This is a genomic window from Streptomyces sp. NPDC050534, from assembly GCF_044457745.1.
Lineage (GTDB): Bacteria > Actinomycetota > Actinomycetes > Streptomycetales > Streptomycetaceae > Streptomyces.
On the sequence record NZ_JBITHF010000010.1, the window covers coordinates 108,991 to 123,374 of the forward strand.

The window sequence follows — 14,384 nt, forward strand, 5'->3', positions numbered from 1 at the left end:
AACACCGCAGACACGCAGCAGCCGCAGCCGCAGCCGGACATGAACACGCAGAGGGAGTCACCGTGAGGGTCGGAATCGTCGGAGCCACCGGACAGGTCGGCACGGTCATGCGCAGGATCCTCAAGGAGCGGAACTTCCCGGTCACCGAGCTGCGCCTGTTCGCCTCGGCGCGCTCGGCGGGGACGGAGCTGGACGGCGTGACGGTGGAGGACGCGGCGACCGCCGACTACACCGGCCTGGACATCGTCCTGTTCTCCGCGGGCGGCGCGACCTCGAAGGCGCTGGCCGAAAAGGTCGCCTCGCAGGGCCCGGTCGTGATCGACAACTCCTCCGCCTGGCGCAAGGACCCCGAGGTTCCGCTGGTCGTCTCCGAGGTGAACCCGCACGCGATCGCGAACCGCCCCAAGGGCATCATCGCCAACCCGAACTGCACGACGATGGCCGCGATGCCCGTCCTGAAGGCGCTGCACGCCGAGGCGGGCCTGGAGGCGCTGACCGTCGCCACGTACCAGGCGGTGTCCGGCTCGGGGCTCGCGGGCGTGGCGGAGCTGCACGGCCAGACCCAGAAGGTCGTCGCCGACGCGGACAAGCTGACGCACGACGGCGAGGCGGTCGACTTCCCGGAGCCCGCCGTCTACAAGCGCCCCATCGCCTTCAACGTGCTGCCCTTCGCCGGCAACCTCGTCGACGACGGCCTGAACGAGACCGACGAGGAGCAGAAGCTCCGCAACGAGTCCCGCAAGATCCTGGAGATCCCCGGGCTGAAGGTCTCCGGCACCTGCGTGCGCGTCCCGGTCTTCTCCGGCCACTCCCTCCAGGTCAACGCCCGCTTCGCCCGCGCGATCTCCCCGGAGCGCGCGACGGAGCTGCTGAAGGACGCCCCGGGGGTCGAGCTCTCCGACATCCCGACCCCCCTCCAGGCCGCCGGCAAGGACCCCTCCTACGTCGGCCGCATCCGCCGCGACGAGACCGTCGACAACGGCCTCGCCCTGTTCATCAGCAACGACAACCTCCGCAAGGGCGCGGCCCTGAACGCGGTGCAGATCGCGGAGCTGGTGGCGGAGGAGCTCAAGGGCTGACGCAGCGGGGTCAGGCCCGCCTGACCTCGTAGAGGAAGCAGCCGTACTCGACGGCCCGGACGTGGACCAGTGCCACGGCCGGGTCGTCGAACGCGTTGTGGAAGGCGTCGTCGTCCGGGGCGGGGACCAGGGCGCCGCCCAGGATGCGGCCGTCGGCGGAGTAGCGGCGGAGCGTGCGGTGGGCGTTCGCGAAGGGGTAGCCGGAGCCGCCGTCCGGGCCCGGGCAGTGGTTTGCATGGATGAAGACGGGGCCCTGCTCGTCGTAGGCACCCGGCCGGGCGCCCGTCTCGGCGGCCCAGCGGCGCAGGGGCGCGTACGACACGAGGGCGATCCGCTCCCCCGGTGCGCTGCGGCGCAGGCAGCAGCGCAGCGGGGCGCCTCCCTCGTCGTCGGTGAAGGGGGCCGCCGGGCGGCCCGCGTCGTCGGTGGTGCGCAGTTCCTTGAGGACGGACGGGCCGATGGGTCGTGCGGTGTAGGTCGTCATGCGTCCCAGGCTGGCGCGGGCGCCGCCGGATGACCGGCGGGAAACGGACGTGACCCTTCTCGGGGGATACGAGGGATAGCCCTCGGTTCAACCGCCCCGCCACATGGAAGGATGGCGCAACCGACACATTGACGAGGAGATGACCCGGTGCCTGGCACAAACCTGACCCGTGAAGAGGCGCAGCAGCGGGCGAAGCTGCTCACCGTTGACTCGTACGAGATCGATCTCGACCTCTCCGGCGCGCAGGAGGGCGGCACCTACCGGTCCGTGACCACGGTGCGCTTCGCCGTGGCCGAATCCGGCGCCGAGTCCTTCATCGACCTGGTGGCCCCGGCCGTCCACGAGGTGACGCTCAACGGCGACGCGCTCGACCCCGCGGAGGTCTTCGCCGACTCCCGCATCGCCCTTCGAGGGCTGCTCGAGGGCACCAACGTCCTGCGGGTCGTCGCCGACTGCGCCTACACGAACACCGGTGAGGGCCTGCACCGCTTCGTCGACCCGGTCGACGAACAGGCCTACCTCTACACCCAGTTCGAGGTCCCGGACGCCCGCCGCGTCTTCGCCTCCTTCGAGCAGCCCGACCTGAAGGCGACCTTCCGGTTCACCGTGAAGGCGCCGACCGGCTGGACCGTCATCTCCAACTCCCCGACGCCCGAGCCCAAGGACGACGTCTGGGAGTTCGCGCCGACCCCGCGGATCTCCAGCTACATCACCGCGCTGATCGTCGGCCCGTACCACTCGGTCCACAGCGTGTACGAGAAGGACGGGCAGAGCGTCCCGCTGGGCATCTACTGCCGCCCCTCCCTCGCGGAGTACCTGGACTCGGACGCGATCTTCGAGGTGACCCGTCAGGGCTTCGAGTGGTTCCAGGAGAAGTTCGACTACGCGTACCCGTTCGAGAAGTACGACCAGCTCTTCGTGCCGGAGTTCAACGCCGGCGCGATGGAGAACGCGGGCGCGGTCACCATCCGCGACCAGTACGTCTTCCGCTCCAAGGTGACGGACGCGTCGTACGAGCTGCGCGCCGAGACCATCCTGCACGAGCTGGCCCACATGTGGTTCGGCGACCTGGTCACCATGGAGTGGTGGAACGACCTGTGGCTGAACGAGTCGTTCGCCACCTACACCTCCATCGCATGCCAGGCGCACCACCCGGAGTCCCGCTGGCCGCACTCGTGGACGACCTTCGCCAACTCCATGAAGACGTGGGCCTACCGGCAGGACCAGCTGCCCTCCACCCACCCGATCATGGCCGAGATCAACGATCTCGACGACGTGCTCGTCAACTTCGACGGCATCACCTACGCCAAGGGCGCCTCGGTCCTCAAGCAGCTCGTCGCCTACGTCGGCATGGACGAGTTCTTCGCGGGCGTGCAGGCCTACTTCAAGCGCCACGCCTTCGGCAACACGCGCCTGTCCGACCTGCTCGGCGCGCTGGAGGAGACCTCCGGCCGCGATCTGAAGACCTGGTCGAAGAAGTGGCTCCAGACGGCGGGCATCAACGTCCTGCGCCCGGAGATCGAGACGGACGCCGACGGGGTCATCACCTCCTTCGCCATCCGCCAGGAGGCCCCGGCACTCCCGGCGGGCGCGCAGGGCGAGCCCACTCTGCGCCCGCACCGCATCGCCGTCGGCCTGTACGAGCTGGACGCGGACAGCGGCAAGCTGGTCCGCACCGACCGCATCGAGCTGGACGTCGACGGCGAGCTGACCGCCGTGCCGCAGCTGGCCGGCCGGCGCCGCCCGGCCGTCGTGCTGCTCAACGACGACGACCTGTCGTACGCCAAGGTCCGCCTGGACGAGCAGTCGCTGGCCTTCGTCACCGAGCACCTCGGCGACTTCGAGTCCTCGCTGCCGCGCGCCCTGTGCTGGGCCTCGGCCTGGGACATGACCCGGGACGCGGAGCTCGCCACCCGCGACTACCTCTCGCTGGTCCTGTCGGGCGTCGGCAAGGAGTCCGACATCGGTGTCGTGCAGTCGCTGCACCGCCAGGTCAAGCTCGCGATCGACCTGTACGCCGACCCGTCCGCCCGCGAGGCCCTGCTCACCCGCTGGACCGACGCCACGCTGGCCCATCTGCGCGCGGCCGCGGCGGGCAGCGACCACCAGCTCGCCTGGGCGCGGGCGTTCGCGGCGACGGCCCGCACGCCGGAGCAGCTGGACCTGCTGGAGTCGCTGCTGGACGACTCGCAGACCATCGAGGGCCTGGCCGTCGACACCGAGCTGCGCTGGGCTCTCGTGCAGCGGCTCGCCGCGGTCGGCCGCTACGACGAGACGGAGATCGCCGGCGAGTACGAGCGCGACAGGACCGCCGCCGGTGAGCGGCACGCGGCCAGCGCCCGCGCCGCCCGGCCGACGGCGGAGGCGAAGGCGGAGGTGTGGGCCTCGGTCGTCGAGTCCGACAAGCTGCCGAACGCCGTCCAGGAGGCCGTCATCGGCGGCTTCGTCCAGACCGACCAGCGCGACCTGCTCGCGCCGTACGCCGAGAAGTACTTCGAGGTCGTCAAGGGCGTCTGGGACTCCCGCTCGCACGAGATCGCCCAGCAGATCGCGATCGGTCTCTACCCGGCGGTCCAGGTCTCCCAGGAGACGCTGGACCGGACGGACGCCTGGCTGGCCTCCGCCGAGCCCGGCGCGGCCCTGCGCCGCCTGGTCTCCGAGTCCCGCGCGGGCGTGGAGCGCGCGCTGAGGGCGCAGGCGGCGGACGCGCAGGCGTAGTCCTTCGTACGGCGAAGGGCGCCCGGTGTCGCACCGGGCGCCCTTTCTCGTTCCCGCGGTCGGCGGTCCCGAGGTTGGCGTTTTCGCGGTCGGCGGTCCCGCGGTCAGCGCGGGACCATGCCGCCGGTCACGTTGACGAAGGTGCCGGTGATGCCGGCCGCGTGGTCGGAGGCGAGGAAGACGGCCGTGGCGGCGACGTCGGCGAGCGTGGGGTTGCGGCGGGTCATGCGCATCCCGGCGAGGCCCGCGATGATGCCCTGGACGGCGTCCTCGTCGATCGCCGGGTTGACCGCGGAGAGCTTCTCGACGGTGAACGTCTCCGGCACCCCCGCCGCCCACAGGCCCACGGCCCGCACGCCGCGCGGCCCGCACTCCATCGCGAGGTTGCGCACCAGCGTGTCGATCGCCCCGTCGGCCGGGCCGGTGCCGCCCATCATCGGACTGCCGTGCGCCGAGCCGCTGTTGAGGGTGAGGATCACACCGGAACCGCGCTCGGCCATCCGGCGGGCGGCGCCGCGGGCGGTGATGAAGTTGGCACGGACACCGTTGATCACGGGCCGCATGAAGTCGTCCACGGGCATGTCGGTGAGCGGGGCGCCCTGCACGTCGCCGCGTGTGACGAGGTTGAAGGTGACGTCGACGTCGCCGACCTGGTCCAGATGCCTCTCCACGGCCGTCTCGTCGAGGGCGTCCACGACGGCCACCTCGGCGTTCCCGAGGTCGGCGGCCACCGCCTCCAGCGTCTTACGGGTACGTCCGACGAGGTGCACCCGGGCGCCCTCGGCGGCGAAGGCGCGGGCCACCGCACCGCCGATGGAACCGCCGGCGCCGTACACGATCGCGTTCTTGCCGGTGAGCAGCATGGTGATCAACTCCCTGTTGGGGTGGTGTCGTTCGAGTCGGTCATACAGACGCACGGCACCCCGGCCGCTCATCGGTCGGGAGGTCACAGGCGCAGGGGCAGTCCGAAGGCCGGGAAGAGGTGCGGCTCGAAGGAGGTGATCTCCACGACGCGGTCGTCTCCGTCGAAGCGGAGGACGTCCAGGACCTGGGCGCGGTACACGTTCGTGCCGGGCCTGCGGACGTAACCCCCGGCCGCCAGCTGGCCGTTGGCGCGGGCGGGCAGGTGGCGCCAGTGGCCGAAGAACATGGGCGACGCCGGGTCGAGCGTGGGGCGCAGGAACTCCAGGAGAGCGTCCCGGTCCGTGAACCAGAACGGGTTCGGCGGCATGGTGAGCCGGACGTCCTCGCTGAGCAGCTCGGCCATCGCGGCGAAGTCGAGTCCCTCGGCGGCCTTCATGTACCGCTGCAGGACCCCGCGTTGGCCCTCGGTGGGCCCGGTGGCACTCCAGTCGGCGCGCTGCCGGGGCAGGTGGTCGCGAAGGGTGGGGCGGGCCCGCTGCAGGGCGCTGTTGGCGGAGGCCACGGTCAGGCCGAGGGACTCGGCGGTCTCGGCGGCGGTGAGGCCGAGCACGTCCCGCAGGATCAGCACGGCCCGCTGGCGGGGCGGCAGATGCTGGATCGCGGCGAGGAAGACCAGCTCCAGCGTCTCGCGGGAGACGGCGGCGGTCTCCGGCTGCTCCTCCGCCGAGGGCAGCTCGTCGTCGGGGTAGGGCTGGAGCCAGGTGAGCCGGGCGGGGGTCTCGCCGGTGCCGTGGTTCATGCCGGGGACCGGCTCGTAGCGCTGCGGGCGGCGGGCGGTGCGGCGCTGGAAGTCCAGGCAGGCGTTGGTGGCGATGCGGTACAGCCAGGTACGGGCGCCGGCCCGCCCCTCGAAGGCGTCCCGGGCCCGCCAGGCCCGCAGGAACGTCTCCTGCACGAGGTCCTCGGCGTCGTCGTAGGAGCCGGTCATGCGGTAGCAGTGCACCTGGATCTCACGGCGGTGGGACTCGGTGAGGGCGGCGAAGTCGGACTCGGTGAGCAGGGGCGCGGCGGCCTCGGGCCGTTTCGTCACGGGGACCGGCGTGACGGATTCCTTGGCCGTGTCCCGGGCCAGCCGCGCCACCCGCCTGAGCCGCGCGACGGACGACGACAGGTCGGTCACGCCCGAATACAGGACGGAGGGTGGCTGCGGCGCCAGCTCCTTCACCTGCCGGGCGATGTCCTCGATCAGACCGTCCACCCCGGCCGCTCCGGGCTCCTCGGATCCCTGCCGCCTGCGGTACGCCTTCTGCCGGCACGCCGGTGAGCAGTACAGGGAGCTGCGGCCGGTGCGGCCGGCTCGCGCGGGCAGCGGCTTGCCGCAGCTGGCACAGGCATCGGCGACCACGGGCACCTCCGGCATCAGGGAACTGCGTCGAGTCCGGGAATTGCGTCACGCGAGGACGGAGTGACGCTATCGCGCGCCGGTCCCGACGGCACCCGAAAACCCCGCGGCGACCGTCCGCAACGCCTCCAGCACCCGCCCCACCGCCGCGCCCTCCCCGGCGCCCTTGCGCACCGCCACCACCACGTGCCGGCGCGGCCGGTCCGCGGTGAGCTCCCGCATCGCCACGCCGTCCCGGCGCACCGCCGCCGTGCGCGGCACCAGCGCGACCCCCATCCCCGCCTCGACCATCGCCAGGATCGCCGTCCATCCGGCCGCCGAGTGCGCCTGTACCGGGCTGAACCCGGCCGCCTCACAGGCTCCCCGGGTGATGTCGGACCAGGGGCCGCTGCCGCCGAAGATCCACGGCTCCTCGGCGAGGTCGGCGAGGCGCAGCCCGGCCGCGGCGGCGAGGGCGTGGTCGCGGGGCAGGGCGACGTCGAGGGGGTCGGCGAGCAGCGGGACGCGGGTGAAGCGCGGGTCGGCGGCCGTCGGGGCCTGCGCGGCGAGGGACAGCGCGACGTCGACGTCCCCTGCGGCCAGCAGCCCGTACGCCTCCCCGGCCTCCGTCTCCCGCACCCGCACGCTCACCCCGGGGTGCGCGGCCCGCAGCGCCCGCACGGCCGGTACGACGAGGGCGGGCACGGCGGTGGAGAAGGCGCCGACCCGCACCTCACCCACCTCGCCGTGCACGTAGGCCGCCAACTCGGCGTCGGCGCGCTCCAGTTGCTCGAACACCGCCTCCGCGTGCCGCAGCACCAGCCGCGCCGCGTCCGTCAGCCGCACCCGCCGCCCGTCCGCCTCCAGCAACGGCACCCCGAGCTGCTTCGCCAGATTGGTCAGCTGCTGCGAGACGGCCGACGGCGTCATCCGCAGCGCCTCGGCCGTCGCGGTCACCGTCCCGCGCTCCCTGAGCGTGCGCAGGATCTGCAGTTTCCGGATGTCCCACTCGGCCATGGCGGCAACCTATCGGCCGTGGCGGCGACCTATGCGGCGGCGCCCAGCACCACCCCGCCGAGGATCAGCGCCATGCACAGGACCTGCGCGGGGCCGACCCGTTCACCGAGCACCGCCCAGGACAGCAGGGCCACGCAGACGGGCTGGAGATGGTAGACCGCTCCCGCGCGGGCCGCGCCGACCAGGGCGATCGCCTTGTTCCAGGCGAAGAAGGCGACGGCGGAGGAGGCCACGCCGACGTAGAGGAGGGGCAGGACGGTGCCCGGCGTGGGGGTGAAGCCGCCCTGGACGGTGAGGCTCACGGCCTGGGCGGGCAGCAGCAGTGCGGTGCCGAGCAGGAACGTGGTGAACAGGAAGGCGCCGCCGCCCAGTTCGGCCGGCCTGCGGCGCAGCAGCGCGCTGTAGGAGCCGAAGCAGCAGGCGGCGGCGATCATCCACAGGTCGCCGGAGGAGAGGCCCGCGCCGCCGCCGACCAGGAACACCACTCCGCCGCACGCCGTCAGCAGCCCGACGACCCGGCGGGCACCCAGCCGTACGCCCCCCACCCGTTCGGACACCGCCATCAGCACCGGCGAGGCGGCCATGATCATGCCCATGTTGGCGGCGGAAGTCGTCAACCCGGCCTGGTTGACGAGGGTGTTGTAGACCGCCACGCCGAGCAGCGAGACGAGGAGCACGAAGCCGCCGTGCCGCCGGATCGCCTTCCGCTGCCGCCACGCCTGCCGGGCGCCGAAGGGGGCGACCGCGGCGAGCGCCACCAGCCAGCGCCAGAAGGCCTGTTGCACCGGGGGCACGCTGTCGTGCAGGGCGCGGGAGGTGACGAAGCTGCCCGACCACACGACGGTGGCGAGCGCGGCAAGGACGATCCCGAGGGCGGCAGCCCCCGGGATCGGGGTGGTGCGGGTGGTCCTTTCGAGGACGGCGGTCACGCAGTTCCTTTCGCTGGTCGGCGGTCCATGTGATGCCACCGTCGCAGCGCCGCACCTGTCACGTCCATCGAATGTTTTCGACCGATATTTTCAGTTCTACTGAACAGTCACCGGGCGATCACGGCAGGTCCGTCATCCGACGTGGGCGGCGACCGCCGCCTCGATTGCGGCGCCGTCCGCCGAGTCCGCCGCCCAGGCCACGTATCCGTCGGGGCGGACCAGGACGGTCGTACGCCGGCCGCTCGCCCAGCGCTCCACCGCCAGGCGGTCCTTGCGGCCGCCGGCCGTCCCGTACGGCTCCGGGGTGATCAGCACGAACCGGCCGCCGCGCAGGGCCTCGTACAGGCGGCCGCTCTCCAGGGCGACGTCCGGCACGCGGGTGCCGGTGAGGCGGTGCGCGCCGCGCGGGGCGGGGTAGCGGTAGCCGATGCCGGTGATCCCGCCGACCGCCTTGCGCCGGGCCGGGCCGGCGTTGTTCAGGAAGGTGGTGAGCGCGGCCCGCAGCGCCAGCGTCCAGGGGCGCTTGGCCATCGCGAGGCGCACGATGCCGCCGCTGCTGCGCAGCACGGCCTTGCCGACGGGGTGCCGTTCGGCCTGGTAGCTGTCGAGCAGGGCCGGGTCCGCGTGGCCCTGGACGACGGCGGCCAGCTTCCAGCTCAGGTTGGCCGAGTCCTGCAGCCCGGTGTTCATGCCCTGGCCGCCGGCCGGGGTGTGGACGTGCGCGGCGTCCCCGGCCAGGAAGACCCGGCCGACGCGGTAGGCGGGAGCCTGGCGTTCGTCGCTGTGGAAGCGGGACATCCAGCGGGCGTCGTGCATCCCGAAGTCGCGGCCGAGGGCGAGCCGGGTGACCTCCTTGACCTCGTCGAGGTCGAGGGGCTCGCTGTCGGGCACGTCGTGGGCGCGGTTCCAGGCGATGACGCGGTGGTAGCCGTCACCGAAGGGCGCGACGAAGGCGAAGGCGTCACCGACGGCGTTGACCGTCAGCAGGTTCTCGGGCTGCTCGGCCAGCCGTACGTCCGTGAGGACGACGGAGCGGATGACGGAGTGGCCGGGGAAGGGCAGCCCGATCGCCTCCCGCACGGCGCTGCGCATGCCGTCGGTCCCGACGACGTACTCCGCGCGCAGGCTCTCCGTCTCCCCGCCGCCCGTGCGGACCTCGACCGTCACGCCGCCGGCGTCCTGGGTCAGCCCGGTCAGCTCGGTCTCGTGGCGGAACTCCACCCCGGCCTCGACGGCCCGCTGTTCGAGGGCCTTCTCCACCTCGTACTGCGGGATGACGAGGAGATGGTTGTAGCGGGAGGGGAGCGTGCCCAGCTCGATGCTCAGGCGGCCGAAGAGGCGGAGGCTGTCGAGGGGGCGGCCGGCCTTCTCCAGGCCGTCGGCGAGGCCGCGGGCGTCGAGCTGCTCGAGGGTGCGGGCGTGCAGGACGAAGGCGCGGGAAAGGTTGCTGATCTTGTGCGGGCGCTTCTCCAGGAGGGTGACGGGGACGCCGGCGGTGGCGAGGTCGCCGGCCAGCAGAAGACCGGCGGGGCCCGCGCCTACGACGATCACGGAGTGCTGGGTCTGCATGATGACCTCCGGTTGCCAACGCTTGTTTGCCTACGACTGTTTGCCAACGTGCGTTGGCCACCGTAGAGCCGCCCTCACGACGAAGTCAACACTTGTTGGCCAACGCAGGTTGGCCTATGCTTGTTGATGTGAAAGTCAGCGACAGCAGCAGCACAGATTCCGGTTCCGGGGCCCGCCGGCGCTCCGACGTCACCCGTGACGCGATCCTCGCCGCGGCCCGCGAGCGCTTCGCCGCCGACGGGTACGAGCGGGCCACCATCCGTGCGATCGCCAAGGACGCGGGCATCGACCCGTCGATGGTGATGCGCTACTACGGCAACAAGGAGGGCCTGTTCGCCGCGGCCGTCTCCATCGACCTGTCGATGCCGGACGTGGCCGCGCTGCCCCGGCAGGACGTCGGCCGGGCGCTCGTGGAGCACTTCCTCGGCATGTGGGAGGAGAACGAGGTGCTGACGGCCCTGTTGCGGGTCGGAGCGACCAACCCGGCCGGGGCCGAACGGATGCAGGGCGTCTTCCGGGACCAGCTGGTCCCGGTCGCGTTCGCGGTGTGCCCCGATCCCGAACAGGCCCCCGCGCGGGCCGGGCTCGGTGCCGCGCAGCTGCTGGGGCTGGCGCTCACGCGCTACGTGCTGCGGCTGCCGCCGACCGTGGCGCTCAGCCGCGAGGAGATCGTGGCGTGGCTGGCGCCGACGCTCCAGCGCTATCTCACGGCGCCGAGCCCCTGAGGGCGCCAAGGCGCCCTGAACACACCGAGGGCGCCGTCCCCCGCCGTCACGGCACGGGGGGCGACGCCCTCGAAAGCAGAGGGGGTCAGGCCTTCGCCTTCTCCTTCGCCTTGGTCTTCGGCTCGCGGTCCGTGGACCCGTCCAGGGCGACGACCAGGCCCGCGATGATCGCGAACAGGGCGAGCGGGATCAGCACGTAGAGGCCCAGCGTCTGGATCACGCTCAGGCCCGTGCCGGGGTCGTCACCGTCGTCGCGGGTCAGCGCGAGCGCGGGGGACGTCATGAGCAGCATCATCAGCGTCGTACCGGCAGCCAGGGCGCCGGCGCGCAGGGCGTTCTTCTTGTCCACGGTCCCAAAAGTAGCGAACGCCGATCGGGGGCGCTCGTCCGGGGTGCCGTACGAGCGCTCGCGCCCGCTTGCTCCCTGCTCGCCGCTACTCCTGCGGCGCCGTCCGCAGCACGTCCATCAGAGCGTGCAGTCGGGGTGAGCGCGCCAGTTCCTCCAGCGTCACCGGGTGGCCCTCCGCGTCCGCGACCGGCAGCCGCCAGTTCGGGTACTGGTCCCAGGTCCCCGGGAGGTTCTGGGGGCGGCGGTCGCCCACCGTGTCGGGCAGCCAGACGCCGACCATGCGGGACGGGGTGCGCAGCAGGAACCGGTGCACGGCCTGGATCTGCGCCTCCTCCTCCGACAGGGCGTGGCCGCCGCCCGTGCCGTGCAGCAGACCGAGGCGGCCTAGCAGGGCCAGCCATTCCGCCGCGTCGGCCGCCGCCTCCGCGCGTTCCTCCTCCAGCGGCCGGGTCAGCAGGTCCAGGCGGTGGCGCAGTTCGACGTGCTCGCCGGTCAGGCGTGCCGCGGTGGACGGCAGGTCGTGGGTGGTGGCGGTGGCGAGGCAGTCGGCGCGCCAGCTCTCCGGCGGCAGCGGGCGGCCGTCGCCCTCCCAGTGCCGCTCGAACCACAGCACCGAGGTGCCGAGCACCCCGCGCTCGCGCAGCTTCTCGCGCACGCCCGGCTCGACCGTGCCCAGGTCCTCGCCGATGACGATCGATCCGGCGCGGGAGGCCTCCAGCACGAGGATCGCGAGCATGGCCTCGGCGTCGTAGCGGACGTAGGTGCCCTCGGTGGGCGGATGGCCCTGCGGCACCCACCAGAGGCGGAACAGGCCCATGACGTGGTCGATGCGCAGGGCGCCTGCGTAGCGGAACAGCGCCCGCAGCAGGCGGCGGTAGGGCGCGTAGCCCGACTCGGCGAGGCGGTCCGGCCGCCAGGGCGGCAGGCCCCAGTCCTGGCCGCGCGCGTTGAAGGCGTCCGGCGGGGCGCCCACCGACATCCCGGCCGCGAAGTACTCCTGCTGCGCCCAGGCGTCGGCGCCCTGCGGGTGCACGCCGACGGCGAGGTCGTGCACGATCCCGATCGGCATCCCGGCCTCGCGCGCGGCCCGCTGGGCCTCGGTGAGCTGGGCGTCGGTGAGCCAGGCGAGGCGGCAGTGGAAGTCGACCCGGTCCATCAGCTCGCCGCGCGCCCGGGCCGTTTCGGCCGAGCGGGGGTCGCGCAGCGCCTCGGGCCAGCGGTTCCAGTCGGAGCCGTGCACCTCGGCCAGGGCGTACCAGGTGGCGTGGTCCTCCAGGGCCTCGCCCTGCTCGGCGAGGAAGTCGACGTAGGCGGCGCGCCGCCCGGGCCCCAGCTCCACCTCGCGGATCAGCTCCAGCGCCTGGCGCTTGAGCTCCCACACCGCGTCGCGGTCGATCAGAGCGCTTTTCTCCAGCACCGAGGCGCGCAGTTCGGCCGCGCGGGCCGACAGCGCCCGCAGCCGCGCGGGGTCCTCCACGTAGGCGTACTCGGGGACGTCCTCGACGCGCAGGTGCACGGGGTCCGGGAAGCGGCGGGAGGAGGGGCGGTAGGGCGAGGGGTCGGTGGGGGCGCCTGGCACGGCCGCGTGCAGCGGGTTGACCTGGACGAACCCCGCGCCGAGCGAGCGCCCGGCCCAGGCGCCGAGTTCGGCGAGGTCACCGAGGTCGCCCATGCCCCAGGACCGCTGCGAGAGCAGGGAGTAGAGCTGGACCAGCAGGCCGTACGAGCGTCCGGTGGGCGTGGGCAGCCGGGGCGGTGCGACGACCAGGTGGACCTCGGCGCTCCGGCCGTCGGGCGCGGTTGCCGTCAACCGGTGTACACCGGGCGGGAGTTCGTCGGCCGAGGTGCGGTTCTCGCCCTGTTCGGTCTCGACGCGCAGCCGGGTGCCGGCCGGGAGGGCCGCGAGTGCGGGGGACGTGCCGCCGCTCCAGATCACGACCGTCGGGGGAAGCAGCCGCTCGCTCAGCTCCCGCTCGCGCGAGGCGAGCGCGGCGCGGACGGCCTCGGGGACGGAGGCGTCGACGCCGAGGGCGGCGAGGGCGAGGGTGACAGCGGTGGCGGAGGCCGCGACCGTGCGGTCCGGGGAGGGGCTGTAGGAGGTGGCGACGCCGTGCAGTGCGGCGAGCCGGGTCAGGTCCTCGGAGGGCGGTTCGGCCGGCCCCTGCGCTGTCATCTAGGGCCTCGTGGTCTCCGGCTCGAGGCCTACCGCCTCACTGGTCAGGGGCGTGGCGTCGGCGAGCGGCGGCTCGCTGGTGAGGGGCTCGGCGTCCGGCAAGGGCGGTTCGCTGGTCAGCGGGGTCTCGAGGCAGGTGCCCTCCGCGTCGAACGCGCACAGGTGCGGTTCGTAGCCGGCGAACTCCTCGCGTTTGGAAAGGGCCGAGAGCAGAAGATGTGCGGATGCGGCCACTGGGGCCTCCTTGTCGAGTACGGCGACGGTTACCGCAGCCCTACCCCGTCCGCGCGAGGGCAGACGTACGGGACGGAACATCGTGCCTCTCATCACATTCTGCGCCGCACATTCTGTGCCGGTCACGCGCCTCAGGCTCGGATCTTTGTGCGGACGGCCCTCCCGGCCGGTCCTCCGCGCACCCCGGAGCCGAACCGCACCCCGGAGCCGAACCGCGCCGCGGGGCGCCGGCCCCGAAGGGCACAGCGGTGCCCCGGGGCCGGCGCCAGGTGCCGCGTGTCCTGGGGCCGCGGGTGTGCGAAAGCCCGGACCTCAGGCGGATATGCCGTCGATCCGGGCCATGGCGTCTTCCGCGCCGTACGGCTGCAAGTACGGCAGCCAGCGCGGGTCCCTATGGCCGGTGCCGATGATGCGCCAGGCCAGACCGGAGGGCGGAGCGGGTTTGTGGCGCAGCCGCCAGCCGATCTCGAACAGGTGTCGGTCGGCCTTCACGTGGTTGCAGCGGCGGCAGGACGCCACCACGTTGTCCCATACGTGCTTGCCCCCGCGGCTGCGCGGAATGACATGGTCGACGCTGGTTGCGGCGCCACCGCAGTACATGCACCGGCCCCCGTCGCGCGCGAAGAGCGCCCGCCGGGTGAGAGGAACGGGCCCCCGATAGGGAACCCGGACGAATCGCTTGAGCCGGACCACGCTGGGTGCGGGGACTGTGACGGTTGCGCTGTGCATGAAGGCGCCGGTCTCCTCGAGGCAGACTGCCTTGTTCTCGAGGACGAGGACGAGCGCGCGGCGAAGCGGTACGACGCCGAGTGGCTCGTACGACGCGTTGAGGACCAGGACGTGCGGCACGGAATGCCTCCTT

General features: G+C 72.7%; 13 protein-coding genes. 3 read left to right on the forward strand and 10 right to left on the reverse strand.

Annotation, left to right across the window (positions count from 1 at the left end):
- The first annotated feature begins 62 nt into the window (after nucleotides 1-62).
- A complete protein-coding gene (locus ACIBN2_RS30610; protein ID WP_399139162.1) occupies nucleotides 63-1,079 on the forward strand; it encodes an aspartate-semialdehyde dehydrogenase in 1,017 nt (338 codons plus the stop codon).
- Between the two features lie 10 nt (nucleotides 1,080-1,089).
- Here ACIBN2_RS30610 and ACIBN2_RS30615 read toward each other — a convergent pair whose 3' ends face one another.
- Complete coding sequence (locus ACIBN2_RS30615; protein WP_399139164.1) at nucleotides 1,090-1,563, reverse strand: DUF1203 domain-containing protein; 474 nt, start codon at nucleotides 1,561-1,563, stop codon at nucleotides 1,090-1,092.
- A 147-nt stretch (nucleotides 1,564-1,710) separates the two neighbouring features.
- On the opposite strand from ACIBN2_RS30615, the gene pepN reads away from it, so the two are divergent.
- Nucleotides 1,711-4,281 (forward strand): aminopeptidase N, encoded by a 2,571-nt coding sequence (gene pepN / locus ACIBN2_RS30620; RefSeq protein WP_399139165.1) that lies wholly within the window; start codon nucleotides 1,711-1,713, stop codon nucleotides 4,279-4,281.
- A gap of 104 nt (nucleotides 4,282-4,385) precedes the next feature.
- On the opposite strand, the gene ACIBN2_RS30625 is transcribed toward pepN, so the two are convergent.
- The 5 genes from ACIBN2_RS30625 to ACIBN2_RS30645 form a co-directional block, all read right to left on the reverse strand.
- Nucleotides 4,386-5,144, reverse strand: a complete 759-nt coding sequence (locus ACIBN2_RS30625) for an SDR family NAD(P)-dependent oxidoreductase (RefSeq protein WP_399139585.1) — start codon at nucleotides 5,142-5,144, stop codon at nucleotides 4,386-4,388.
- Between the two features lie 83 nt (nucleotides 5,145-5,227).
- Nucleotides 5,228-6,565 carry a sigma-70 family RNA polymerase sigma factor gene (locus tag ACIBN2_RS30630; RefSeq protein ID WP_399139167.1) on the reverse strand — a complete coding sequence of 446 codons (1,338 nt, stop codon included), beginning with the start codon at nucleotides 6,563-6,565 and terminating at the stop codon, nucleotides 5,228-5,230.
- 51 nt (nucleotides 6,566-6,616) lie between these two features.
- Nucleotides 6,617-7,543 (reverse strand): LysR family transcriptional regulator, encoded by a 927-nt coding sequence (locus tag ACIBN2_RS30635; RefSeq protein WP_399139169.1) that lies wholly within the window; start codon nucleotides 7,541-7,543, stop codon nucleotides 6,617-6,619.
- Between the two features lie 29 nt (nucleotides 7,544-7,572).
- The gene (locus ACIBN2_RS30640) at nucleotides 7,573-8,472 is read right to left on the reverse strand and encodes a DMT family transporter (RefSeq protein ID WP_399139170.1); all 900 of its coding nucleotides are present in this window, start codon (nucleotides 8,470-8,472) and stop codon (nucleotides 7,573-7,575) included.
- A 132-nt stretch (nucleotides 8,473-8,604) separates the two neighbouring features.
- On the reverse strand, nucleotides 8,605-10,041 hold the full coding sequence (locus ACIBN2_RS30645; protein WP_399139172.1) for an FAD-dependent monooxygenase: 1,437 nt from the start codon (nucleotides 10,039-10,041) through the stop codon (nucleotides 8,605-8,607).
- A gap of 116 nt (nucleotides 10,042-10,157) precedes the next feature.
- On the opposite strand from ACIBN2_RS30645, the gene ACIBN2_RS30650 reads away from it, so the two are divergent.
- Nucleotides 10,158-10,766, forward strand: a complete 609-nt coding sequence (locus tag ACIBN2_RS30650; RefSeq protein WP_399139174.1) for a TetR family transcriptional regulator — start codon at nucleotides 10,158-10,160, stop codon at nucleotides 10,764-10,766.
- Between the two features lie 85 nt (nucleotides 10,767-10,851).
- Here the strand turns inward: ACIBN2_RS30650 and ACIBN2_RS30655 are convergent, their stop codons facing one another.
- From ACIBN2_RS30655 to ACIBN2_RS30670, 4 genes are all read right to left on the reverse strand, one after another.
- Nucleotides 10,852-11,115: a hypothetical protein gene (locus tag ACIBN2_RS30655; RefSeq protein ID WP_399139176.1), complete on the reverse strand. Its 264-nt coding sequence runs from the start codon at nucleotides 11,113-11,115 to the stop codon at nucleotides 10,852-10,854.
- An 85-nt stretch (nucleotides 11,116-11,200) separates the two neighbouring features.
- Nucleotides 11,201-13,288, reverse strand: a complete 2,088-nt coding sequence (malQ, locus tag ACIBN2_RS30660) for a 4-alpha-glucanotransferase (RefSeq protein ID WP_399139178.1) — start codon at nucleotides 13,286-13,288, stop codon at nucleotides 11,201-11,203.
- Nucleotides 13,289-13,522 (reverse strand): hypothetical protein, encoded by a 234-nt coding sequence (locus ACIBN2_RS30665; RefSeq protein WP_399139180.1) that lies wholly within the window; start codon nucleotides 13,520-13,522, stop codon nucleotides 13,289-13,291.
- Nucleotides 13,523-13,834: 312 nt separating this feature from the next.
- A complete protein-coding gene (locus ACIBN2_RS30670) occupies nucleotides 13,835-14,371 on the reverse strand; it encodes an HNH endonuclease (RefSeq protein ID WP_399139181.1) in 537 nt (178 codons plus the stop codon).
- Nucleotides 14,372-14,384 lie beyond the last annotated feature (13 nt).

Bases quoted from the DNA above. Each gene is read 5' to 3' on its own strand.
- ACIBN2_RS30615 (WP_399139164.1), bottom strand. From the start codon at position 1,563: ATGACGACCTACACCGCACGACCCATCGGCCCGTCCGTCCTCAAGGAA.
- ACIBN2_RS30625 (WP_399139585.1), bottom strand. From the start codon at position 5,144: ATGCTGCTCACCGGCAAGAACGCGATCGTGTACGGCGCCGGCGGTTCC.
- ACIBN2_RS30630 (WP_399139167.1), bottom strand. From the start codon at position 6,565: ATGCCGGAGGTGCCCGTGGTCGCCGATGCCTGTGCCAGCTGCGGCAAG.
- ACIBN2_RS30635 (WP_399139169.1), bottom strand. From the start codon at position 7,543: ATGGCCGAGTGGGACATCCGGAAACTGCAGATCCTGCGCACGCTCAGG.
- ACIBN2_RS30645 (WP_399139172.1), bottom strand. From the start codon at position 10,041: ATGCAGACCCAGCACTCCGTGATCGTCGTAGGCGCGGGCCCCGCCGGT.
- ACIBN2_RS30650 (WP_399139174.1), top strand. From the start codon at position 10,158: ATGCTTGTTGATGTGAAAGTCAGCGACAGCAGCAGCACAGATTCCGGT.
- malQ (WP_399139178.1), bottom strand. From the start codon at position 13,288: ATGACAGCGCAGGGGCCGGCCGAACCGCCCTCCGAGGACCTGACCCGG.